Annotated in this window: 26 protein-coding genes and 1 tRNA gene; 17 read left to right on the top strand and 10 right to left on the bottom strand. The window is 33.5% G+C overall.

What is annotated here, in order from left to right; translation table 11 throughout:
* Window positions 1–31 precede the first annotated feature (31 nt).
* Entirely contained in the window at window positions 32–1,039 is a 1,008-nt protein-coding gene (locus HCX49_RS20710) for an acyltransferase family protein (protein WP_132772022.1), read from the bottom strand.
* Between the two features lie 76 nt (window positions 1,040–1,115).
* Window positions 1,116–1,490, bottom strand: a complete 375-nt coding sequence (locus tag HCX49_RS20715) for a hypothetical protein (RefSeq protein ID WP_132772021.1) — start codon at window positions 1,488–1,490, stop codon at window positions 1,116–1,118.
* Between the two features lie 439 nt (window positions 1,491–1,929).
* Between HCX49_RS20715 and HCX49_RS20720 the strand changes: the two genes are divergently transcribed.
* Together HCX49_RS20720 and HCX49_RS20725 are read left to right on the top strand one after the other, a co-directional pair.
* Window positions 1,930–2,427 (top strand): hypothetical protein, encoded by a 498-nt coding sequence (locus HCX49_RS20720; protein ID WP_132772020.1) that lies wholly within the window; start codon window positions 1,930–1,932, stop codon window positions 2,425–2,427.
* Between the two features lie 168 nt (window positions 2,428–2,595).
* Window positions 2,596–3,264, top strand: coding sequence for a sterol desaturase family protein (locus tag HCX49_RS20725; protein ID WP_237682864.1), 669 nt, complete (start codon window positions 2,596–2,598; stop codon window positions 3,262–3,264).
* Window positions 3,265–3,452: 188 nt separating this feature from the next.
* Here the strand turns inward: HCX49_RS20725 and HCX49_RS20730 are convergent.
* Both HCX49_RS20730 and HCX49_RS20735 read right to left on the bottom strand, forming a co-directional pair.
* Window positions 3,453–3,540, bottom strand: a tRNA-Ser gene (locus HCX49_RS20730).
* A 123-nt stretch (window positions 3,541–3,663) separates the two neighbouring features.
* Window positions 3,664–4,548, bottom strand: a complete 885-nt coding sequence (locus HCX49_RS20735) for a bestrophin family protein (RefSeq protein WP_132772019.1) — start codon at window positions 4,546–4,548, stop codon at window positions 3,664–3,666.
* Window positions 4,549–4,616: 68 nt separating this feature from the next.
* Between HCX49_RS20735 and HCX49_RS20740 the strand changes: the two genes are divergently transcribed.
* The 3 genes from HCX49_RS20740 to trxA all read left to right on the top strand — a co-directional run bounded on the left by HCX49_RS20740 (window position 4,617) and on the right by trxA (window position 6,691).
* On the top strand, window positions 4,617–5,471 hold the full coding sequence (locus tag HCX49_RS20740; RefSeq protein ID WP_132772018.1) for a glycoside hydrolase family 25 protein: 855 nt from the start codon (window positions 4,617–4,619) through the stop codon (window positions 5,469–5,471).
* A gap of 180 nt (window positions 5,472–5,651) precedes the next feature.
* Window positions 5,652–6,395: a rhodanese-like domain-containing protein gene (locus tag HCX49_RS20745; RefSeq protein ID WP_132772017.1), complete on the top strand. Its 744-nt coding sequence runs from the start codon at window positions 5,652–5,654 to the stop codon at window positions 6,393–6,395.
* Window positions 6,395–6,691 (top strand): thioredoxin, encoded by a 297-nt coding sequence (gene trxA, locus HCX49_RS20750; RefSeq protein ID WP_132772016.1) that lies wholly within the window; start codon window positions 6,395–6,397, stop codon window positions 6,689–6,691. The genes HCX49_RS20745 and trxA overlap by 1 nt, the downstream gene beginning before the upstream one ends.
* 12 nt (window positions 6,692–6,703) lie before the next feature.
* On the opposite strand, the gene HCX49_RS20755 is transcribed toward trxA, so the two are convergent.
* Window positions 6,704–8,002, bottom strand: a complete 1,299-nt coding sequence (locus HCX49_RS20755; protein ID WP_132772015.1) for a hemolysin family protein — start codon at window positions 8,000–8,002, stop codon at window positions 6,704–6,706.
* Window positions 8,003–8,140: 138 nt separating this feature from the next.
* Entirely contained in the window at window positions 8,141–9,484 is a 1,344-nt protein-coding gene (locus tag HCX49_RS20760; protein ID WP_132772014.1) for a Gfo/Idh/MocA family protein, read from the bottom strand.
* A gap of 253 nt (window positions 9,485–9,737) precedes the next feature.
* Here HCX49_RS20760 and HCX49_RS20765 point away from each other — a divergent pair, with 253 nt between their 5' ends.
* On the top strand, window positions 9,738–10,850 hold the full coding sequence (locus HCX49_RS20765) for a phosphotransferase enzyme family protein (protein ID WP_021189724.1): 1,113 nt from the start codon (window positions 9,738–9,740) through the stop codon (window positions 10,848–10,850).
* A gap of 67 nt (window positions 10,851–10,917) precedes the next feature.
* Window positions 10,918–11,571 (top strand): carbohydrate-binding family 9-like protein, encoded by a 654-nt coding sequence (locus tag HCX49_RS20770; RefSeq protein ID WP_165905964.1) that lies wholly within the window; start codon window positions 10,918–10,920, stop codon window positions 11,569–11,571.
* Between the two features lie 23 nt (window positions 11,572–11,594).
* Here HCX49_RS20770 and HCX49_RS20775 read toward each other — a convergent pair whose 3' ends face one another.
* Window positions 11,595–11,933, bottom strand: coding sequence for a DUF2853 family protein (locus HCX49_RS20775; RefSeq protein ID WP_021189726.1), 339 nt, complete (start codon window positions 11,931–11,933; stop codon window positions 11,595–11,597).
* Window positions 11,934–12,172: 239 nt separating this feature from the next.
* Here HCX49_RS20775 and HCX49_RS20780 point away from each other — a divergent pair, with 239 nt between their 5' ends.
* The 6 genes from HCX49_RS20780 to HCX49_RS20805 all read left to right on the top strand — a co-directional run bounded on the left by HCX49_RS20780 (window position 12,173) and on the right by HCX49_RS20805 (window position 17,124).
* Window positions 12,173–12,421, top strand: coding sequence for a type B 50S ribosomal protein L31 (locus HCX49_RS20780; protein WP_021189727.1), 249 nt, complete (start codon window positions 12,173–12,175; stop codon window positions 12,419–12,421).
* Window positions 12,422–12,586: 165 nt separating this feature from the next.
* Window positions 12,587–13,720: a putative sugar nucleotidyl transferase gene (locus HCX49_RS20785; RefSeq protein ID WP_168128030.1), complete on the top strand. Its 1,134-nt coding sequence runs from the start codon at window positions 12,587–12,589 to the stop codon at window positions 13,718–13,720.
* Between the two features lie 6 nt (window positions 13,721–13,726).
* The gene (gene tpiA / locus HCX49_RS20790; protein WP_132772011.1) at window positions 13,727–14,494 is read left to right on the top strand and encodes a triose-phosphate isomerase; all 768 of its coding nucleotides are present in this window, start codon (window positions 13,727–13,729) and stop codon (window positions 14,492–14,494) included.
* Between the two features lie 9 nt (window positions 14,495–14,503).
* Window positions 14,504–15,346, top strand: coding sequence for a 50S ribosomal protein L11 methyltransferase (gene prmA, locus HCX49_RS20795; protein ID WP_132772010.1), 843 nt, complete (start codon window positions 14,504–14,506; stop codon window positions 15,344–15,346).
* A 4-nt stretch (window positions 15,347–15,350) separates the two neighbouring features.
* Window positions 15,351–16,721, top strand: coding sequence for a Mur ligase family protein (locus tag HCX49_RS20800; RefSeq protein WP_132772009.1), 1,371 nt, complete (start codon window positions 15,351–15,353; stop codon window positions 16,719–16,721).
* Window positions 16,722–16,794: 73 nt separating this feature from the next.
* Window positions 16,795–17,124, top strand: coding sequence for a helix-turn-helix domain-containing protein (locus HCX49_RS20805; protein WP_021189733.1), 330 nt, complete (start codon window positions 16,795–16,797; stop codon window positions 17,122–17,124).
* A gap of 119 nt (window positions 17,125–17,243) precedes the next feature.
* On the opposite strand, the gene HCX49_RS20810 is transcribed toward HCX49_RS20805, so the two are convergent.
* The 3 genes from HCX49_RS20810 to HCX49_RS20820 form a co-directional block, all read right to left on the bottom strand.
* Window positions 17,244–17,414: a hypothetical protein gene (locus HCX49_RS20810; protein WP_165902458.1), complete on the bottom strand. Its 171-nt coding sequence runs from the start codon at window positions 17,412–17,414 to the stop codon at window positions 17,244–17,246.
* 153 nt (window positions 17,415–17,567) lie between these two features.
* Window positions 17,568–18,128 carry an SMC-Scp complex subunit ScpB gene (gene scpB, locus HCX49_RS20815; protein WP_132772008.1) on the bottom strand — a complete coding sequence of 187 codons (561 nt, stop codon included), beginning with the start codon at window positions 18,126–18,128 and terminating at the stop codon, window positions 17,568–17,570.
* 5 nt (window positions 18,129–18,133) lie between these two features.
* Window positions 18,134–19,258: a CofH family radical SAM protein gene (locus HCX49_RS20820; protein WP_132772007.1), complete on the bottom strand. Its 1,125-nt coding sequence runs from the start codon at window positions 19,256–19,258 to the stop codon at window positions 18,134–18,136.
* Window positions 19,259–19,524: 266 nt separating this feature from the next.
* Between HCX49_RS20820 and HCX49_RS20825 the strand changes: the two genes are divergently transcribed.
* Genes HCX49_RS20825 through HCX49_RS20840 form a run of 4 tightly spaced genes read left to right on the top strand, consistent with a single transcriptional unit; the run spans window position 19,525 to window position 23,863 of the window.
* Window positions 19,525–20,841, top strand: a complete 1,317-nt coding sequence (locus HCX49_RS20825; protein WP_132772006.1) for a D-alanyl-D-alanine carboxypeptidase — start codon at window positions 19,525–19,527, stop codon at window positions 20,839–20,841.
* 51 nt (window positions 20,842–20,892) lie between these two features.
* Window positions 20,893–22,191 carry an MFS transporter gene (locus HCX49_RS20830; RefSeq protein WP_132772005.1) on the top strand — a complete coding sequence of 433 codons (1,299 nt, stop codon included), beginning with the start codon at window positions 20,893–20,895 and terminating at the stop codon, window positions 22,189–22,191.
* Window positions 22,192–22,215: 24 nt separating this feature from the next.
* Window positions 22,216–22,944, top strand: a complete 729-nt coding sequence (locus HCX49_RS20835; RefSeq protein ID WP_132772004.1) for a (Fe-S)-binding protein — start codon at window positions 22,216–22,218, stop codon at window positions 22,942–22,944.
* Between the two features lie 31 nt (window positions 22,945–22,975).
* Entirely contained in the window at window positions 22,976–23,863 is an 888-nt protein-coding gene (locus HCX49_RS20840) for a sugar phosphate isomerase/epimerase family protein (RefSeq protein WP_132772003.1), read from the top strand.
* Window positions 23,864–24,146: the final 283 nt, after the last annotated feature.

A 24,146-nucleotide genomic window follows, 5' to 3' on the forward strand; every position in this document is an offset into this window, starting at 1 on the left:
GGTTAAGTTTTGTCATTTGTAACTTAAAAAACTAGGAACAAAAAATAATTCGTATTTGTTTTGCTTGCTTAGCGGGAATTTTAAAGTGATTTATTGCTTTGTTAATGAGTTGTTGTTGTAGAAATGTTGCTATAATGGATAGTGTGAGAATAGCTATCCAATTTAAATACCAGTTTTCTAAATTGATCAAGAATAGAAATAATATATGCCATAGATAAATCCAAATTGTTGAAGAGCCTATGAAATTTAAAATAGGTTTGTTTAATTTTTGAATAGTTGGTTTTATACAAAATATAAGTGAGAAAATACTTACTGCATAAAAAATATAAAACGAATGTGGTGGATATTTCAATGCTCCAATATCAAATGGTATTCCCAGGTGGAATTTAAAATATATCAAGCCTCCAATACTTATCAAAGCACTTATGATAAATAATAGTGTTTTAGTTCTTACATCATAATTTCGGTATTGTGCTCCTAGCATGAAGAAAATGAGAAAACCTAAGCTATAGGTGCCAAATTGATTGAAGTATTTTTGTACGCCTGGTTGAAATAAATCAGTTGAAAACTGAACGACCATTTCATAAATGGCATAATAAATCAGTAATTGCCATTTATTTTTAATGACTTTACTGAACAATGGCCCTAGGATGGCAATCATTAAAAAGATGCGTATAATCCAAACATAGCCAAAGCCATCTAATAGCAGATAGCTCGAAATCATAATATCTGGAAACTGTGTGTAATTGATCTTAAAGGATAAGGGGAAAAAGTACTGAATGATGTAAAATATCGATAAGAAAATCCATACGGGTACAACAAGACGGAAAAAGCGTTTCCATAGATAGGTTGTAAAATCGGTTATGGATTTAAAGGTTTGATTTTTGTTCCCAAATAAATATCCTGAGATAAATACCATTAAAGGAACATCAAAGTTTCTGATTTGAAAAATTGTAAAGGGTGGGTTTACATGTGCGAGAATAATGCACAATAAACCTACACTACGTATAATATCCAGTGAATTGTCCCTTTCTAGCATCTTTTTTTTGCGAAGATAGTGAATAGGTGAAATTTGCAAAGGACTTATACGTATAATCGAAAAAAAATATTATTTCTTACTCTGGCTTCTTCAGTAGATCTTGAATTGTTGCGGAAATTATTGCAGGATCTTCACCATCTTCTAAAAGTGAAAAAGCAATATAGGTGGCATATATTTCAATACTGAAAGTTTCGTGTTTGTCAGCAATAAACCCGTCAATTTGTTGTTCGTTACAATCAAAACCAATTTGTTGTAATTCATTAAAAAGGTTTGTTGAAATCGTTGCATGATCTTCGCCACATGCGAATGCAACTAAAACATGAAATAGAAATTTATCGATGATTTCACTATCAGTTTCTTTGAATAAAGATAAAATATGTTTGTAATCAAACCTTGTTTTTGCACTGTTAACAATGCTGTCCCAAATTTCATATTCTAAAGTTGCTTCCATACTTCAGCTGTTTTTTATTTATAATCGGTAATCTAAATATACTGAAAAACAATTAGTAATGAAAGCTTTGTTAGAAAATTTTTATTCGTTATGAAATTCTTTTTTTTGCTTTTTACGTCAACAATTGATAAAAAGAAAAAAGAATCTCCCCAATAAAGCAACCCAGCAGTATTCCTAATATTATCGAACCAGTTACTTTAAACCAAGAGGGAGTTTGTATTAATTGTAATTTCATGATGCAAAACTCGTAATTAGATTGGTTTTCCTAATCAATTTTGGTTTCATTAGTTTTATTTGTAGTCGTTTACTGACGTTGTATTTTCAACCTATTAACCAATGAGAATTATATCTGATAATTTTTTAAGATTTAGCACTTTTTTTGAGTAATTTTAAGAGAGCAAGAATAAACTGACACATTTAATTTTAAAACCTTTTATTTATGACAATTAAGATTCTTTTATTTTTTTTAATGATCGGTTCTCATGCTTCAGCACAAGAATTGAATCTTCTTAAAATTCGTAAAGAGTATTCTTTAGCAGTGAAAGATGAAAGTATTTGTGAAAATAATCTGAATTTACTACGGGCTAAAGCGAAAGAAACGACTGATAGAGGTTATTTAGCTGTTTATGAAATGGTTTTTGCTAAACATATGGGTAATCCATTCCGGAAACTTGGTCAATTTAATAAAGGTAAAAATTTATTAGAGACCTTAATTAGGGAAGAACCTAGTAATGTTGAACTTCGTTTTATCAGGTGGAGTGTTCAAACTCATGCACCTTCTATTTTAAATTACAGCAATGATATCAAAAAAGATAAATCTTATATAATTGACCACCTATATAGTCTTCAGCATCGGGATGTAAAAGAAATTATATATAAATATATCAAAGGTGCAAACTCTTTTAGTGAAGATGAATTGAAAGAATTGATGAAATAATGATTTTTAAATTAGATTTCTTTTATAGATATTTTTATAGGTTTAACTTTTATGTTTAAAAAGTCAGTAATGTGACTTTAACTTGATGAATGGTGTTTTATATATTTTTTTATAATTATTATTTTTGCAAAAGATAATCTGTAGCAATTTTATTAATAAATTAATTGTATGGCAAAGCGTAATTTTGTTTCAAATTCCACTGAATCTTCAAGGATGTTTAAAAGTGATTTTTTAGAATCATTGACAAAAGTCCATTGGAGTGTTCCTTTAATATTTTACTTACCAATAATTGGTTACTTTTCATGGACTGCTTTAGGTCCTGGAGATATGAGTATTCTTTGTTATATCCAGTATTTTGTCTTTGGACTTGCTTTCTGGACTTTATTCGAATATGCATTACACCGTTGGGTTTTTCATTATCATCCAACAACTAAGTGGGGTAAGAGAATAGCATTTATTTTTCACGGTGTACATCATGATTATCCAAAGGATAGATTAAGATTGGTTATGCCATTATCTGCGAGTATACCTTTGGCAGCATTGGTTTATTATTTGTTTACTTTCTTTTTTAGTTCGGATATTATATTGGCGTCTTTCTTTTCGGGTTTTATGATTGGTTATTTAATTTATGACGAATGCCACTACGCAATGCATCATGCTAACTTTAAGAGTGGAATTTTTAAACGAATTAAACAACACCATATGTTGCATCATTATTCTGATCCAGAACACGGATTCGGTGTAAGTTCAGCTTTGTGGGATGAGATCATGCGCTCTGGCTTTCCAAAAGAGGATGAAAAAGTAGAAAAAACAGAACGAATCAGTATGGATAAATAATACTTAAAAAACAACAAAAGCCCAACTTTGCAGTTGGGCTTTTTTATTGGCGGAGAGCGAGGGTTTATCCCATGATTCCAAATGAGGATATACTACAATAAAACATTCGCTTTGCTCATTTCTTTGTTAAGCAAGTATATAAAGTTCTATAAATGACAAAAGCCCAAATTGCTTTGGGCTTTGTTATTTGGCGGAGAGCGAGGGATTCGAACCCCCGGACCTATGACAGTCAACAGTTTTCAAGACTGCCGCATTCGACCACTCTGCCAGCTCTCCGCCACAAAAGTAGAAAAATTCATTTAGTCGCCAAAACTTATTTTTTACTCCATTGAAAATGAGGGAGATTAATTTTTTAAGCTATATTTTAGTTAAAAAAAAGGCTTAAATTACTTTTAAAGGCTATGGAAGTAAGATTTCATAACAGTGTTTTTTGATGTTCTGTGCGATTTTGTCAATCGGTAAATCATCACTATCCGTTCCGAAAGGTTCTTCAATGGATTCTCCAATTAATTCTAATGATGCTAGTACATAAAATATAAATGGTACTGCTGCAATGACAAAATAACCAATTGAAAAGACGTATCCGATGGGGAGTGTTGCTGTATAAAGGATGATGAACTTTTTTATGAATGCGTTATAGGATAGCGGTATTGGTGTGTTTTTAATCCGTTCACATGCTCCACATACATTGGTGAAAGATTCAAGTTCATTGTTGATGATTCGAAATTGATCTCCTGTTATTTTTCCTTCTTTATAGAGGGAATTTGTTTTTTTAAAAATTAATGATGCTACCTGATTGGGACCATGTTTTTGATCATCCAGATTTTCTAATTCCGGATGTGACACTTCATCAAGCATAAATTTGGTGTAGTCCGAACGAAGAAAGGTATAGAGTGTTTCTGCATAAAGCGGAATTGCTTTCCTATAAAAGCTGCGGTTTACCTTATCATCGCTTTCCAGAAATGCATTCATTTTATAGGATAAACTTCTACTGATGTTTGTTAATGAACCCCATTGTTTTCTAGCTTCCCACCAACGGTCGTATGCAGTATTAGTTCTAAATACAAGCAAAAGGGAGAGTACGAATCCAAGTAAGCTATGAACTATTGTGATATTTTTAATCCAACTTTTTTCAGCTAGTTTTAGATATTCCAGTTCTAGGTACGCAATGCCCCAAGAATATAAAGATGCTAAGATAAGATATGGAAATAATTTACGGAAAGTATCCGTTTTATGGAGTTTGAGAGTTGAAGTAAGCCAATCTTTTGGGTTGTAAACAATCATAGACAAAAATACAAAATGTTTATTTTAATTTTGATTCTTTGTAAAAGATAGATTAAATTCATTGCCAAATGAAGAAAAAGAAAGTTCAGCGCAAGAAATCAGGCGAGATCACAGATGACAATGGTAAAAGATGGAAGTATATCGCATTTTCTGGAGCTTTTATTCTTCTTGTTCTTTTAGCGTTTGCATGGCATTATCGTGCGGGAATTAGATATTACCTCAGTACTTTGGGGAAAGCTCGAGGAACTGCTCATAAAGAGGCTAAATATGATATTCGAAATGTGGAGATTATGTCGAGCCATTCAGATAAGATTTTTGGTTTAGATATATCGCAATATCAAGGTGATATTAACTGGATAGAAGTTAATACAATCAATGATCAATTTCCAATAGATTTTATTTTTGTAAGGGCAACGATGGGTGAAAGTAAGGTGGATGATCGATTTGATGATAATTGGAAAGCAGTTGCTACTAGAGCGAATTTAAGAGGGGCTTATCACTATTTTAGACCAAATGAAAATTCCGTTAAGCAGGCTAAAAATTTTATTAGGACTGTTAAACTTGAATCAGGAGATCTACCGCCTGTATTAGATATTGAGGAATTGCCTAAACATCAATCCATGGACAGTCTGAAAGTTGGTTTAAAACGGTGGCTGGACGAAGTTGAATCACATTATAGGGTAAAGCCTATTTTGTATTCAGGAGATAAATATTATACAGATTTTCTTCAAAAAGAATTTAGTAATTATATTTTATGGATTGCCAATTATAATTTTTGGGTCGAAGATCTTAAAGATCATTGGAATTTTTGGCAGTTTTCCGAGAAGGGGACTGTTAGAGGGATTAACGGGAATGTGGATCTAAATATCTTTAATGGTACTATTGAAGAACTTGAAGAAATTACTATTCCTTTTAAAAATTGAAATTACATAATCTTGAGACAATAAATACAGAGGATGTTTAAGGGGGGATATTCCTCTTTGAAATTTATAAACATACATCATTATTTTCTGGTGGAAGCGATCAGCATCGCACATCAATTCACAAAAGAAGTTGAAAGTATCGGTTTTAATTGCTTTATCTTCTTTTAAAAATTAATACAGATGAAAAAAGAATATTTAACTTATATAGTTGGCGCGTGTGCAACAGTATTTTTTATTTTAACATTTACACAGATCGGTTTTGGAAAAGCAATATCGGAAAGTGAAAAGAGATCTCCTTCTATTTCGCTTATCCCTCCTGTTTCAGCTTTGAATTTAACGCAATTTATGTCATTGGAAGCAACAGGAGCATTGGTGTTAGATACCAGGTCGGTAAAAGATTTTGCAGCAGGTTATATTCCTAAGTCGGTGTTTATCGGTTGGAACGGCCCATTTAAAGCTTGGGTTCCAAAAATATTAGCCAACAAAGACCAACCGATTATACTCCTTTCAGATCAGGAAACAGTAGCACAGGTATGCTTAACATTGGAAGAATTAGGCTATACGCATATATTAGGGTATCTTGAGGGAGGTGTGGGTAGTTATAAAAAGCAGTACCTTTTAGATTCTATACCAGAGGTCGATGCTTCGACTTATTTAGATTTATCAAACGAAGGTCAAATAATAGATGTCCGGTCGGAAAAAGAGTTTGCCACAGGGCATATTGACAATGCTATGAATTTTCCATTAAAAGATTTAGGTAACTTTAATCTAGATTTACCAGACAATAAGAATTATTATGTCCAATGTCTTTCTGGATATCGTAGTATGATTGCTATGTCTATTTTGAAGAAGAAGGGCTTTGAGCATGTAATAAATATTAGAGGTGGATATCAGGCATTGAAACAATTAAAAGAGGAGAAATAATGGCTACATTCGATGAGATTATTAAATCAAATAATGTTGTACTGGTAGACTTCTTTGCAACTTGGTGTGGACCGTGTCAGACCATGGCACCCATATTACAAGATGTAAAAGAGTTTTATGATGAAAGTTTGTCAATTATAAAAATTGATGTGGATAAAAATCCTAAGATAGCATCCATTTATAAAGTAAGTGGAGTTCCTACTTTTGTATTATTTAAAAATGGTACTCAAGTATGGAGGCAAAGTGGAATGATTACTAAAACAGATCTACATAAGCTTATTGATGCTCACAAATAAAAAAGGAGATGATTAATCATCTCCTTTTTTTCTGAATGAAATTTTATCAATTCGATTACCATCCATATCCAAGACTTCAAATTTTATATTTTTGTACTGGACCTGTTCTCCTTCTTCAGGAACGTGGTCAAGGAGCAAAAATACAAGTCCACCTAAAGTGGTAATATTATTTATTTCATCTTCGTCTTCTTCAGAGAGACCAATTTCAAACTCTTCCATAAACTTATCCAGTTGGTATTGCCCATCTGCAATATAGGATCCGTCCTCACGTTTACGGATTCGAGGTCTGTCGATTGATTGATCTTCAGGTAAATTACCTACCAGGTCAGATAGAATATCCCGAAGGGTAATAACGCCTTGTGTAGAGCCATATTCATCAATTACGATAGCCTGGTGTATATGCGATGCTCTCAGGCTTGTTAAAATACTGTAAGCGGAGCTATGCTCGTTAACAAATTTAATAGGTTCTATCAAACTGTTTAAATCTATCGGTTTTTCTTTTAAATATTGTGAAAGTAATTTTTTTACATGTACGACTCCTTTTATGTTATCAAGATTACCTTCGCAAATTGGGTACATGGTATGCTCCGTGTTCATAATGATATGTCGATGTTCTTCGAAACTATCTTCTAGGTCTAAAAAAGCAATATTACTTCTATGGGTCATTAGATTTATTGCTTTTTTATCGCCTAAGCTTAATAATCGGTCTACAATATCGTGTTCTATCCCCTCAATAGCTCCACTATCCACTCCTTCATCGACCAATGCTTTTATTTCTTCTTCTGTTACTGAATTGTGTGTGCTTTTGATATTAAATAGTTTGACAATACAATCTGTTGAAATACTGAGTAGCCAGACAAAGGGACGAACTATTTTACTCAGTAGATTCATTGGGTAAGCGATGACCATGGCATACTTTTCTGGAATAGCCATACCGATTCTTTTTGGCACTAGTTCTCCAAGTACCAAAGAAAAAAAAGTGATGATAAAAACAACGATTACTACAGACAACTGTTCACTGTATGGTGCTAAAAATGAGATTTGAACAAATATCTGCTTCAGGTAGACTGCAATACTTCCGCCGCTAAAAAAACCTGTTAGAATCCCTATTAAAGTAATTCCTATTTGAACAGTGGATAAAAAATTGTTTGGAGATTCTTTTAAAGCTAAGGCTATTTTAGCTGCAGGGTTATTTTTGTCAGATGCTGCTTGCAGTCGGGCTTTTCTACTGGAGACGATTGCAATTTCTGATGCAGATAATACTCCATTTAGAATAATTAGAGCTAATATAATAAGGACTTCTGTGAGCATGTTTTTTTTATACTTAGGCTAAATGTAGTAAATTTTTAGAAATTTATATGTAAAAAAGATTGAGAGATCTCTTTTGTCAGGGCATTAGCCTTCGTCTATAACGTAAAAAGGCTTCTATTTAGAAGCCTTTTTGTTATTTTACAATCCGCTATCATCTAGCATGAATGTGTTTTTCTTCGTTTTCCATTTTCCGGAAGTAAAATCAGGAAATTCAACAGTTTTATTACCTTGTTTAATTGATTCTGTTGATAATGGGAATACTGCACTCATTGTAACAGAGTCGTAAACATCGAAAGGAGTTTGTTTTCCTTGTTTGGTAGCTTGGATAAAAGAGTTGAAGACAAACCAGTCCATTCCACCGTGACCTGAGCCTGTTGCTAATGTTTCATACTTTTTCCAAATTGGGTGATCGTATTTATCTACCCATTCCTTTGCAGGGTCCCAAGTATGAGGTTTTGATTTCCCTTCAATATGGATACCTTGTGCAACGTCCATCCAGATTCCCTCTGTACCTTGAACACGGAAACCGATTGAGTATGGTCTTGGCAAGTGCGTATCATGTGTTAACATGATAGTCTCTCCATTTTGACACTGAATCATTGTTTGGGTGATATCACCATTTTTATAATTCAATTTTGCATTTGGATGACCTGGAGATTGTTTTTCAACATATGCAGCCAAGCCTCTCGCTTTACTCGAATAAGACGTAAGGTGTGTAAAACGATTTCCAGCATTAATATTAACGAAAGGAAGAATTGGACCTAAACCGTGCGTCGGATATAAATCACCATCTTGTTCTACGTTATATTTTGTGCGCCATTGTGCCTCAGAAATTGCTTTAGGGCCAAATTCTACACCTTTACCGTAGTAGCTTTTTCCATCATTAAAAAGAACTTCACGTAAATCATGTTGGTACCCACCTTCTAAATGAAGTAATTCTCCAAATAATCCTTGGCGGTGCATGTTAAGAACAGCCAATACATCACGACGATATGCCACATTTTCTAAAGTCATGTAAGGTTTCCCTGTTTGTTCAGATGCTTTTACTACATCCCAGTGATCTTGTACTGTTAGTCCTGCAATAACTTCGCAACCTACATATAGGCCTGCCTTCATGGAGTCAATTGCTTGATCTTTGTGGAATTCCCAAGGAGTTGCAATGATTACAGCATCTAACTTTTCTTTACTTAACATTTTCTTGTAAGCATCGATACCGCCTGTGTATTCTTTCGGAAGTTTAATTCCTTTTTTATCAAATTGCTTACGACATTGTGATAAAGATTCTTCTTGTGTATCACAAATTGCAACAACTTCAACATCGTCGCGGTTTAATGCGATAGCAACATGGTTACGGCCTCTAAGTCCTACTCCAATAAATGCTAACCTAACTTTACCATCTTTTGCAAATAAATCTGTACTAGAAAGGATACCCAGTCCAGCAGTTGTAAGTGCTGTAGATTTTATGAAATTTCTTCTGTCCATAATTTTTGTTCTTTTATAATCAGGATATTAAATATCCCTTTTAAGTTATATTGTGAGTTTAGTGTGATATAACTTAATTCGCTATCAAACAAATATATAAAATTGAAAATACAAACTTAATGTGCAAACGTTTGTCTAAAATGAAAAAAAAGAACAAACGTTTGTGTTGATATTTTATTAGCACTTTTCACAACTATTTGGGATATTGCAGTCCAGTTAAAAACTTAATTATTTATAGTTAGTATAATTTTTAATGTCAAATTCGAATCAAATGAATGGTCTGAAAGCAGCAGCAGCGTTTTCTTTAAGTGAAGATATCATAAGTGTGGAAGCTTTTGGTTCAGGACATATCAACGATACATATCGTGTAACAACAAGAAATACCATTGGTAAAACCTTTTTATTACAAAGGATAAATCATCATATTTTTCAAAATGTTGATGGTCTCATGTTAAACATTAAACATGTCACCGATCATTTAAAAACTAAAATTGCGCATTTACCAATTGAAATTCAAGAGTCAAGGGTACTCACTATAATTCCGACTAAATCAAATGATTTATATCATCTTGATGAAGATGGAGATTATTGGCGGATGTTTATTCTTATTGATGGTACCAAAAGCTACGATGTTGTGGAGACGACAACGCAAGCTTCAGAGGGAGGGAAAGCTTTTGGTCAATTTCAATTACAGTTGGCAGATTTAGATGCTACTCAAATTGTTGAAGTATTGCCAAATTTCCATAACATCCAGTTTAGGTTGGATAATTTAAGGAAGGCAATTGCGGCTGATTCACAAGGACGTGTTGAGGGCGTAAAAGATATTTTAGAATTTATCTTCTCTAGAGAGGACCGTATGCGAACAATTCTTGATCTAGCTTCTAAAGGAGATCTTCCTTTACGCATTACTCATAATGATACAAAATTTAATAATGTATTATTGGATCAAAATGATCAGGCGCAATGTGTGATTGATTTAGATACGGTCATGCCTGGATATGTAGCATATGATTTTGGAGATGCAATTCGTACGATTATTAATCCAGTGGAGGAAGATGAGAAAGACTTGTCTAAGATTGTTTTAAATATTCCTCTTTATGCAGCATACGCAGAAGGATATTTAAATGAAGCTAAAGAGTTTTTAACTGATATTGAGGTGCACTCTTTGTTAGAAGGCGTATTTTTACTGCCATATATGCAAGGTGTACGATTTTTAACAGATTATCTTGAAGGAGATCATTATTTTAAAACAAAGTATGATGATCATAATCTCGTTAGAACCAAAACGCAATTGAAATTGGTTGAAGAGATGGAAAGACAAGAAGAGGAGTTAAAAACTGCCATTAGTTCAGTTTTGCAAGATTAGTAATCAAATAGTAGAGAGCATTGATATTTCAATGCTCTCTTTTTGCTTTAATTTAGTATTATTGTATATGACAAATTCAATCATTATATCATCAATTAATCTGGAAAATAGTGATTTAAAGGGGTATCAATCTTTAAATGAATTATTACGTTCTACATCTTGGAATCATATAAATGTCGCGAACTGGAATGAAGATTACCCATATATTCCTCAAGCTAAGTTTAGGGTAGCGTATGATCAAAAGGCGATAATTATTCAGTATGAGATCGAGGAAGAAGTTATCAAGGCACAATATCATGTACACAATGATAATATCTGGGAAGATAGCTGTGTTGAATTCTTCATTTCATTTGATAACAAAGAGCACTATTACAATTTTGAGTTTAATCCTATTGGAGCAGGGTTGATTGGGTATGGCACTAATGTGAAGACTGAGCGCTCGCGATTAACAGAAGAGCAAATTGATCAAGTTGATGTATTTAGTACTATTGAGCGTACTCAAACAGGCTCTAAATGGAGCTTGATTCAGTACATTCCATTTACAGCTTTTACACATAATCAAATTACAAATTCCTTTTTAAAGGAAAATAAGATTTTTGCTAATTTTTATAAATGTGGAGATCATTTACCTCGACCTCACTTTTTATCTTGGAATAAAATAGATCATCCAACTCCTAATTTTCATTTACCTGAATTCTTTGGTGAATTGATTTTTGTATAAGAGTTGGATGACTCTTATTCAAATTATTTGTATAAACTTTCTTTCTTGAATTTCTTAACAAGCAGTGCATATACTAATGCACGGTATTTGTTGCGGTTTGATTTGCCAATTTGAGTAAAAACTTCTTCAATAGCCGCATCTAATTTTGCATCATCTGTAAGACCTAATTTTTTGATTAAAAAATTGTTTTTTAATCTTTTAATTTCTTCAGGATCAGAAGATGCGATTGTTTCAGCATCTGCTTTGTAAATAGAAGGACCTAACCCTTTTGTAACAGATTCGATAAGAGAGTCTTCTAAGGATAGTTTTAATTTTTTTGCCTCTGCAATATATGCTGAGATTTTTTCATCTAATTTGCTCATAATGTGGTCTTGTTAAATTAAGTAGTTTCTAATTTATGTTTAAATTAAACAATATTCCTTAAATAAGGAATAAATATTATCTTTTTTTATGCTAAAATTGACTATATTTGCAGTAGGAGTAAAGGGTAAAAAATAAATACCTTATTTGGAATATTTGTTACGGAATATTCTTGCAAATAAGGTTTTAATAAATTATCTTTGCACCTCAATTATTGAATATACGTAATCATAAGATAAAAATGAAAAAAGATTTGCATCCTTCAAATTACAGATTAGTTGTGTTTAAAGATATGTCAAATGACTATTCTTTCATCACAAAATCATGTGTTGATACAAAAGAGACAATCACTTGGGAAGATGGTAATGAATATCCAGTTGTAAAATTGGAGATTTCTCATACTTCTCACCCTTTCTATACTGGTAAAATGAAATTGGTTGATACGGCTGGTCGTATTGATAAATTCCGTAGCCGTTATAACAAAAAGTAATTTTTGTTATCCTAAGGGTAGCACAATATTAAAACTCGATAATATCCATTATCGAGTTTTTTTTGTTATTTTTATAGGGTGATAGTTATCTTATTTGATCAGTCAACAGAGTCAAGGTACTTACAATGTTTTAATGGATTAGGGGATCTATTTAACTCTGATTCTTTGTGGCCCTTTACAGAAGTTAAACCTACCGCTTCGTTACGTATTGGAATACTTCCCTTGTTTGAAAAGTGGAAACATGCTTTAGATGCTGTTGTTTTATATGATTGCTTAGACAATTCTTTATCTATCGATGAACAGATTGCATTATCATCTTATGAAGCAGAGGAACTCTACTTTGTGTCTGTAAATGTTATTCCCAATGAATCCTTTCTTGAAAAATTAATTTCGTTGTCGAAGGGCCAGTATCTTAAGTCTGGTAATGATCTACTTGCATTAAGGGCTGATTTTGACGAGCCTTCTAAAGTGAGGGTGGCCCATATACCTTTTGATGAGACCCTCATTCGTGTCCGATTTATAGAAGATCTGTATTTACATGTTGGTACGGAGATTATACGTGATTTTGAGATCTTGACAAAACATTTTTCAGGTGCACTTTATTCTGAGAGCAATACGGTGATTGGTGATCAATTGTATATCGGTAATTTCGTTGAGATGGAATGTGTGACTCTGAATACAAAGACAGGTCCAATTTATATAGAAGAGGGTGCTGTCGTTATGGAAGGGGCTAATTTAAGAGGACCATTGTATATTGGAAAGCATGCTGTTGTTAAGATGGGGACAACGATTTACGGAAATGTTTCAATTGGTGAATGCGCAGTAGTAGGAGGGGAGATCGCGAACTCAAGTATCGGGAATTTTAGTGCAAAAGGGCATTACGGATATTTGGGTTGTTCGGTGATTGGTGATTGGTGTAACCTTGGTGCGGGCACAACAAATTCAAACTTGAAGAATAATTTATCTCCTGTTGAGCTTTATGATTATTTATCGAAAGGATTGCGTGATACAGGATTGATGAAGTGTGGTTTATATATGGGAGACTTCAGTCGATCTGGAATACAGTCAGCTTTTAACACCGGAACTGTTATTGGTACAGGATGTATGTTAGCATTGACGGATTTTTATCCTAAATTTGTTCCGTCATTTACTTGGCTATACGGGGACATAAAGGAAGCTTATCAACTTCAAAAGTTTATTTCTGATTTAGAAGTTGTATTTTTATCAAAAAATAAAAGATTAGACAAGAGACTAATTGAAAGAATTATAGAAATTAATCAATCAACATTTAAAAACTAAAGTATTATGCGTAAGAAAATTGTAGCAGGAAACTGGAAAATGAATTTGGATTATCAGGATGGAGTTAGCTTGTTCTCTGAAGTTGTGAATATGGCTAAAGATGAAATTGTTGGTGACCAACAAGTCGTTGTTTGTAGCCCATTTATTCATTTACATAGTATTGCGCAATTGGCAAAGACGGCTTCTCATGTTGCTGTAGGTGCACAAAATATCCACCAGGCTGAATCTGGAGCTTATACAGGAGAAATTTCTGCAAGTCAAGTTAAATCTGTAGGTGCTGATTATGTTATATTGGGACATTCGGAGCGTAGAGCTTATTTTGGAGAAACAAATGCCTTATTAAGTGAGAAGGTTGATGCTGCGTTAAAGCATGGTTTGTTACCAATTTTCTGTATTGGTGAAACTAAAGAGGAAAGAGAGTCTGGAAAGTTTTTTGATATTATAAAAACACAATTGGCAGAAGGGGTGTTTCATCTATCCAAAGAGGAGTTTGCGAAAGTTGTGTTGGCTTATGAGCCAGTTTGGGCTATCGGTACTGGTTTAACAGCTTCTCCAGAGCAAGCTCAAGAAGTTCATGCTTTTATTCGTGCTACTGTAGCGGCTCATTATGATCAATCTGTTGCGGATGAGACTAGTATTTTATATGGAGGAAGCTGTAACCCTAAAAATGCAGGTGAATTGTTTGCACAACCTGATATTGATGGTGGATTGATCGGTGGAGCTTCTTTAAAATCAAGAGACTTCTTAGATATCGTTAAAGTTTTTAATAAGTAAAAATCTATTATGAAATATAGTGAGGTAATATTTACGCGAATAGTAGGGGAAGAGTGGCAACAGGATTTGTTTATTGCCGAGCTAGCTGATATAGGTTTTGATACTTTTGAAGATACTGAGACAGGGTTTGCAGCTTTTATTCCAACTGCAAACCTTGATCTTCAGGCATTGGAAACAGTTATTCTTCAACAAGAAGACGGTTTCGAGGTTCGTTATGAAGTGGTGGATATACAAGATCAAAATTGGAATAAGTTATGGGAAAGTAACTTTAGCCCGATTTTAATTGATAATGATTGTTATGTCAGAGCTAATTTTCATCCGGCTAAACCGGAAATTCGTTATGAAATAATAATAGATCCTAAGATGTCGTTTGGTACGGGGCATCACCAGACCACAACTATGATACTTCGTTATATCCTGGAAAATAACATTCAGGATAAAGAAGTTTTGGATATGGGTTGCGGTACAGGTATATTGGCTATTTTAGCATCACAAAAAGAAGCAAGACATGTATTTGCTGTAGATTTTGATGATGTTTGTATCGCTAGTGTTGAGGAAAATAAATTACTGAATAACGTTAGTAATATAGAATCAAAATTAGGTTCATATGAAACATTAATAGGTCGGGAATTTGACATCATTTTAGCTAATATAAACCGTAATATATTGTTAGAACAATTTCCGCAGTATAGCAAGTCTCTTCGATTAAACGGAGAGTTGTATATTAGTGGTTTTTTTGATGGGGAAGATTTATCAATTTTGAGAACGAGTGCAGAAGCTATAGGTTTTGAGTTTGTTTCCAATAAAGTAATGGACAACTGGTGCTCGGCTAAGTTCGTGAAAGTAAAATAATAATATGCGCATACATTTTATTGCGATAGGAGGAAGTATCATGCATAACCTTGCTATTTCTTTGGAAAGGCAGGGGCATCAGGTCTCTGGGTCTGATGATCAGATTGTGGAACCTTCCCGTAGTCATCTCATTGATGCAGGTTTATTGCCTGAGCAACTAGGGTGGTTTGACGAAAAAATTACCGATGATATTGATGCTGTAATTTTAGGAGCTCATGCACTTATCAATAACCCTGAGCTTATAAAAGCGCAGGAGTTAGGGTTAAAGATTTATTCATTTCCCGAATTTATTCAAGAACTTTCTCAAGATAAAACGAGGGTGATCATAGCAGGTAGTTATGGTAAGACTACGATCATGAGTATGATCATGCATGTTTTAAAAACTCTTGAAAGACCTTTTGATTATTTAGTTGGAGCGCAACTTGAAGGTTTTGATAATTTGATCGAAATTACAAAAACAAACAAAATTATATTAATCGAGGGTGATGAAAATGTAGCTTCTAGCTTGAGTAATAAGTCAAAGTTTATGTTTTATAAACCAAATATTGCCTTGATTAGCGGTATAAATTGGAACGAATATAGCACGACAATAACTTTCGATAACTATTTAAAACAGTTTGAAGACTTTATTAATACGATAGAGTCTAAGGGAACTCTGATTTATAACAAAGAAGATAAATATCTGCAAAAGATTATAACAGATACTAAATCTTGTAAAATTAATCGGCATGGATATCAGATTCCTGAATATGCTATTAATAAAGGTACCACATATATTAAGTCCGTAAAAGGTGATATTCCTTTGCAGGTATTTGGGAAGCATAACCTTTCAAACATTGCTGGGGCATATACGGTTTGTGAGTGGCTTGGTATTAAGAAGGAGGATTTCTTTGACGCCATAAAAACTTTTAAGAGTTCAATTCGTTATCTGGAATTTGTAGCAAGTTTCGAGGGATCTGTTGTTTATCAGGATTTTGCTCATACTCCTAAGAAACTGAAAGCAAGTATTCATGCTATTAAAGAGCAATTTCCAAGTCAAAAGTTGGTTGCAATAATTGAATTAAACGCTTATGACAGTTTGGATGAGAAATTTGTGAGTCAATATAAAGATACGATGAATGAAGCGGATCTTCCGGTTGTTTTTATAAATATGGAATCAATTAAGGAGGTAAATAAGTGTACTACACATCTATTGGAAGACATCCGAAACGCGTTCAATCGATCAGACGTGGACATTGTGACGAATTTAGGTGATCTCTACGATTTCCTTGAGAATTTTAAATCAAAAGGCAATAATTTATTGCTGATGAGTTCTGGCAATTACAGTGGGGTTAATTTGACCGAGCTGGCGGATCATTTTTTTAAGAATTATTAATAAAATTGCCTTAACACTTTGAATAAAAGATTTTTTATTTTATATTTGTTTTGTAAATAAAAAAATCTACCAAATGAATGCACTAGGAAAAAAAATTAGACTACTGAGACACCAAAAAGGGTGGAGCCAAGAGGATGTTGCAAAGAGATTAGATATCTCAATTCCAGCTTTTTCAAAAATTGAAACAGGAATTACAGATGTTAACCTTTCACGCTTAAATCAAATTTCGAAATTATTTAATTTGTCAGTAGTTCAGCTTTTATCAACTTCCGATATGGAAGAGGATAAAGAAGCTATCAATGAATTGGCAGAATTAACTAAAAAATTGCAATCCCGTGAAACTGAAGTTATCGAGTTGCAAAAGAAAGTTATTGATCTTTACGAGCAATTGCATAAGAAATAGGTTTTATTCAATTTTGGGAATGAATAAAATAAAGGCTTGCAGATATTAATCTGCAAGCCTTCTTACTTTTTGACTGACAACGTAAGTTGTTTTCTATAGATCTTTGTGATTGATTTGGATTAAAATTCGTCTTCGTCTCCGAAATCGTCAAATTCTCCAATAGAGTCAATGTCTTCTAAATTAAAGTCATCTTCTAAGATATCATCAGAATCATCATCAGGTCCATTAAATGAACCAAATTTATCATCTTCTACATTCATAGATTCACTTTTCATCATTGCCGTGTTCATAAAATTATATTTTTTTTTGCTTATTTAATAATGTAAAATTATATAACAAAATTCGAACTTTAAACTTTTTTTGAAAAAAAATAATCAATCTAAAGGGCTGATTATTAGTGTTATTCGTTGATTTGTAAATGCGGAGCAAAATTACTAATGTCGTTATTCGACGACCTCACCAATTTCATTGTCTACAGAAACGATATCTTTAAGTTGTGGTAGGTCTCTTACACCATTAATGCCGAAGTGGTTCATAAATTGAGCACTTGTGCTGTACAGCAGAGGTTTTCCTATTGAATCTGACTTCCCAGCAATCTGAATTAGTTTTTTTTCTAAAAGTCGTTGAACGGAGTAGTCACAGCTCACACCTCTTATCTGTTCGATTTCTAGCTTTGTAATAGGTTGTCTATATGCAATGATTGCTAAAGTTTCCAATGCCGCCTGACTTAACTTTTTCTTGTCCCGATGCAACTGTAATTGATTGATCGTTTCATGGTAAGTTGATTTTGTCAAAAATTGGTAGCTGTTATTAATCACTTTTAATTCCAACACTTCATCTTCGCTTTGATGCTTAATGATGATCTTATCTATTAAATTTTGCAATTCATCTTTTGAAATTTCGATCGCTAAAGCTTCTTGCAATACATGTTTGATATCTTGCGACGTAATGCCGTCTTCCGAAGCATATATAATTGCTTCTATGTTACGAATAATATCCTTCACTGATTTTAGTAATTGATGACTTGTTCTACCATATGTTCAGGAAGCTCGCGGAACTCATAACGCTGCGTTCTCAGTTGGGGTTCAAATCCAGCTTCTTTGATCGCTTGTTGAATAGATTTTGCTGTAAATCTATGCGGAGCTCCAGCAGCAGATACTACATTTTCCTCGATCATGATGGAACCAAAATCATTAGCACCGGCATGTAGGCATAATTGAGCTGTTCGTTTACCTACGGTCAACCAAGAAGCTTGAATGTTTTTAATATTTGGAAGCATGATTCTGCTTAAAGCAATCATACGGATATATTCTTCCCCAGTTACGTCATTTGTAATGCCTCTGAGCCTTTTTAGTAAAGTACCATCATCTTGAAATGGCCAAGGAATAAATGCTACAAAACCGAAGTGGTTTTCAGGCTTTTCAGTTTGCACTTCTCTAATCCAGACCAGATGCTCGAAACGTTCTTCAATTGTTTCGATATGACCAAACATCATTGTTGCTGAGGTTGGGAGATCAATTTGATGTGCTGCACGCATTACATCTAACCATTCTTTTCCGCCACATTTCCCTTTTGATATAAGGCGTCGTACACGATCATTTAAGATTTCTGCACCAGCTCCTGGTAATGAATCTAATCCGGATTCCTTTAGGGCTTTTAATACTTCAATATGAGATAGATTCTCTAGTTTAGCAACATGGGCAATTTCTGGAGGACCTAAAGCATGGAGTTTCAATGTTGGATAGAGCTCCTTTAATTGTTTAAAAATAGTCGCATAAAATTCTAAACCAAGATCCGGGTGATGTCCCCCCTGTAACAATAATTGATCTCCTCCGTACATAAAGGTTTCCTCAATCTTCTGTTTGTATGTTTCAAGATCTGTGATGTAACTATCTTCATGGCCAGGTCTGCGAAAGAAATTACAGAATTTGCAGTTTGCAATACAAACATTTGTGGTATTTACATTACGATCGATTTGCCAAGTTACCTTTCCATGAGGTACTTGTATTTTACGTAATTCATTTGCAACATAGCTTAGATCAGCTGTGGCTGCATTATGATATAAATATATGCCTTCTTCTTTGGTTAAGAACTCAAATTTTAAGGCTTTTTCTAATAAATTGCTTACATTCATTAAGAACAAATATAAGGACCTTTTACTTTATATTTATTGATTGTCTGTAAGTTTTCATTAATACTCATACGAAATGTTTGAAGTAGCTGATCATTAATTAAGCAATGTTTTTTAGTGTAATAGCTTTCTGCTTGTTTTTATATTGAAAGCGAATGTTTACTTAGGTTAAATAATAATTGTTTGGCTGTTTCCCTCATGCTCATTTATGGCCATGAGGGAAACAAGTTAAATCCGTATTATGTCTCAATTTTCGTAGTTTTACAGGGATGGAATTTTTTAAGAGAATATTTATTGTTTTAATTTTAGTTATTAATATTTATAATGTTAATGCCCAGGTGTTTAGTGAAGTTTACGCTAAATTGCAGCAATCTCAAATACTTAATGATCATTTTTTTGGATTTTCCTTATACGATTTAGACAGTAATCGTTATGTAGTTGATATTAATGGTCACAAGCATTTTACACCGGCTTCTAATACTAAGGTTTTTACGCTTTATACAGCTCTAGAAATGCTTGGTGATTCAATTCCTGGGTTACAGTATGTTGAAAAAGGTGATTCGCTCTTATTTTGGGGAACAGGTGATCCGACTTTTTTACACAGTAAAATGGATTCACATGTTGTCTACAACTTTTTAAAGAAGACAGAAAAAAAGCTGTTCTTTATTCCAACTCCTATGCAGAATCGTTTTTTTGCTGCAGGTTGGACAATGGATGATTTTGATTCTTATTATCAACCCGAAATTGCAACATTTCCAATTTATGGAAATGTCGTTACTTTTAGAGAGAATTCGAACAATGGTCTGAAGCTTGTTCCAGACTTCTTCCAAGATAAGTTAACGATTGATCATTCTTTAGATAAAGGTAAGTTTACATTAAGTAGATCATTTATTGGAAATCAATTCTTACAATCTCGGGAAAAGGTACCTTCCAACTATGTTAACGAAATTCCTTTTAAATATTCGGATACTTTAGCCATTAGATTATTATCAGACACTTTAAATAAATCTATTCAGATCATTGAATATAGTAAACCAACTGAGGTAAAAACTCTTTACTCTAATGCTACCCGTTATGTTTTACGTGAAATGATGTTACCTAGTGATAATTACCTCGCTGAGCAAATTCTCATGATGATATCACTACAGAAATTTAAGATGTTTGATACTTATTTAGTCCGCAACTGGATGAAGGAGCATTATTTTAAATATTACTCGGATGAAATTGTATTACATGATGGATCTGGGCTCTCTTCTTATAATAAGATAACGCCACAAAACATGATTGATGTTTTAGTGGCTATAAAAAATAAGCTTCCAGATGAATCTCAACGATTTAAACTTTTTTCTACAGGTGGCGTTGATGGTACATTAAGACGTTCATACAGTACTGACCGTGGTGTTCCATTTGTGTTTGCTAAAACAGGAACCATTACATCAGTTTACTGTCAAAGTGGATACTTAATAACCCGATCTGGAAAAAAACTTGCTTTTTCTTTTTTAAATAATAATTTTATTGATGAAAGAAGCGCGATTATTAGAAAGGAAATGGTTAATATCATGACTTATATCAGGCAGAATTATTAATATTTCAGTTTATACTGCTTAATTATTATTTTTATCGACTAAACCTTCAGTATGTCTGTTATTAAAAAAGATAATAAAAAATTAATTCGTTCTTGGGCCATGTTTGATTGGGCTAATTCGGCCTACAATCTGGTTATTACATCAACGATTTTTCCTGTTTACTATACAACAATCACCAATACAAAAGAACATGGTGATGTGGTTAAGTTCTTTGGGTTTGAATTTGTTAATACGGCATTATCAAATTTTGCTTTAGCATTTGCTTATTTGGTCATGGCATTGACTTTACCTTTTATTTCTTCGTACGCAGATGCAAATGGCAAGAAGAAACAAATTATGAAGTTTTTTACTACTGCTGGAGCAGTCGCATGTATGGGACTCTTTTTCTTTAAGCTGGAAACTTTGGAAGTTGGTATTATCTGTTTTGTGATTGCCGCGATGGGGTATATAGGCGGTGTTCTATTTAACAATTCTTATCTTCCTCTTATCGCTTCTGTGGAACAGCAAGATAAGGTGAGTGCACAAGGTTTTTCCTATGGTTATGTGGGCTGTGTTACCTTACAGATTTTATGTTTTATCATTGTATTGAAACCTGATTGGTTTGGTATTACTGATCCTTCTTTACCGGCAAGGGTTTCCTTTTTAATGGTTGGAATTTGGTGGTTGGGATTTTCTCTTATTCCTTTCAAATATCTTCCTAACATTCCGGCTACCCGAAAAGGTGAGGGTTCGTCATTAATTAACAAGGTAAAAGCAGAAATTTCTTCAGTTTGGGGGCATATTCAGCAGATAGAGGAGATCAAAAAATTTCTTCCCGCATTTTTCTTTTACAGTATAGGGGTACAGACATTAATGATTGTCGCATCGGCATTTGGAGAGAAGGTATTGCATTTGGGCGCGACTAAATTAATTGGTACTATTTTATTGATTCAACTTGTTGCAATTGCAGGTGCATTTATTATGTCGGCTATTTCAGCTCGTATTGGAAATGTTCGAGTGTTGATGTTAGTTGTGGTTATTTGGATCAGTATCTGCATTTCTGCTTATTTTTTAACAACCGAAATTCAATTTTATATATTGGCAGCTTTGGTTGGACTGGTAATGGGAGGAATTCAATCGCTTTCAAGATCGACATTCTCTAAATTAGTTCCTGAAGGTATACAGGATACAACGGCTTTTTTCTCTTTTTATGATGTTACAGAGAAATTAGCAATTGTGGTGGGTTTGTTTTCGTTTGCGCTGATTGAACAAATGACACATAATATTAGATATTCGGCATTATCCTTATCTTTATTTTTTGTAATTGGATTGTTACTGCTCGCTCGTCTGTTGCGGTTCAATAAATCCTAAATTTAAATTTTAGAATATTAACATATGAAAGTTGAACTTTTTGTTCCTTGCTTTATAGATCAGTTGTATCCGGAAACGGCTTTTAATACTATTCGACTGTTAGAGAAAGCAGGATGTGAAGTTACTTATAACGCAGAACAAACATGTTGTGGTCAACCTGCTTATAATGCCGGTTTTTGGGATGAGGCAACAGTTGTTGGGCAAAAATTTTTAAAAGATTTTAGTGCAGATCATTATATAGTTTCGCCATCTGCATCATGTACCGGAATGGTGAAGCATAGTTACAATGATTTATTCACGGGCTCTATTGAGCAGTCACACTGTCGTTCGATACAGAAAAATATATTTGAAATTTCTGATTTTTTAGTAAATGTCGTTAAGAAGGATTATTTTGGTGCTGAGTTAGAGGGGATTGCTGTTTATCATGATGCATGTTCAGCATTACGAGAGTGTAAAATCAAAGATGAACCGCGGCATTTATTAAGTAAAGTCCTTGGTCTAGAAATGGTGGAAGTAAAGGATAGTGAAGTTTGCTGTGGTTTTGGTGGGACATTTTCAGTAAAATTTGAAGGAATCTCTTCTGCTATGGCAGAGCAAAAAGTAAAAAATGCCATGGATATGCATGCTGATTACATTATTTCGACAGATGCCTCATGCTTACTTCAGTTACAAGCATATATCGATCAATATCGATTGCCAATAAAAACTATTCACCTGGTTGATGTTTTAACAGCTGGTTGGGGTAATATTTAAAAATAAAGAACTTAAACTAAATACTATAATTATGAATTCAAGAAGAGATTTTCTCAAAAATTTGGGTTTAACGGCTGCCGGAGTAGCCTTAATGCCGAGCTTAGATTTGCTGGCAGCACCTAAAAACTGGTTCGATATTTCATTAGCTGAGTGGTCATTGCACAAAACATTATTTAAGGGAGATCTTAAAAATATCGATTTTCCTGAATTAGCGGCAAAAAAATTCGGAATTTATGGAGTTGAATACGTGAATGCTTTTTTTAAGGATAAAGCACAAGATATGACGTATTTGAAAGATCTTAATAATCGCGCTAAAGACAATGGTGTTCGTAACGTTTTAATTATGATCGATGGCGAGGGTAATTTAGGTGATGAAGATGCTACTAAACGTAAACAAGCTGTTGAAAATCACTATAAATGGATTGATGCGGCAAACTTTTTGGGATGTCACGCAGTACGAGTAAATGCCGCTGGTAAAGGTACTCCAGAAGAAGTTAAAAAAGCTGTAGTAGAAAGTTTATCTACTTTGGCTGATTATGGTAAAAAATCGAAAATAAGTGTTATCGTTGAAAATCATGGTGGTATTTCATCACATGGCGATTGGTTAGCAGATACTTTAAAAACTGTAGGTAAAAAGAATTGTGGAAGTTTACCTGATTTGGGTAATTTTTATGAGTATGATCGTTATCAAGGTGTTCAGGATCTAATGCCGTATGCCAAAGGAGTGAGTGCTAAAACACATGATTTTGATGCAAATGGTAATGAAACTCAAATTGATTACGCACGCATGCTTAAAATAGTAAAAGATGCTAAATTTAAAGGTTATATCGGTATCGAATACGAAGGAAGCAATATCAGTGAAGAAGCAGGTATTTTTGCTTCAAAAAAATTATTGGAGCGTTTACGTCCAACAATTTAATAGTTAAGTATAATAGCGTACAAAACTTTTAGATAGCTGAAACCCTTTATTTATGCATTTGCATAAATAAAGGGTTTTTTTTGTTGAATTTAAATCTCTATTAGACTTATCTGTGGGATTGATTATTTTTCTAAGCTGTGAAGAAACTGCGTGTCATTGTATTACTTTAAGACCATTTAGTACCTGTCTCATGTCGCTAGCGTGTTGAAGTATGACTTTTAAATGCTTAAGATAAGGCAAAAACAGTTTTATGAAAAATTCGATTGTTCATACGGCAACTGAA

Source organism: Sphingobacterium sp. B16(2022), assembly GCF_012030425.1.
In the GTDB taxonomy this organism is placed as follows: Bacteria; Bacteroidota; Bacteroidia; order Sphingobacteriales; family Sphingobacteriaceae; genus Sphingobacterium; species Sphingobacterium anhuiense.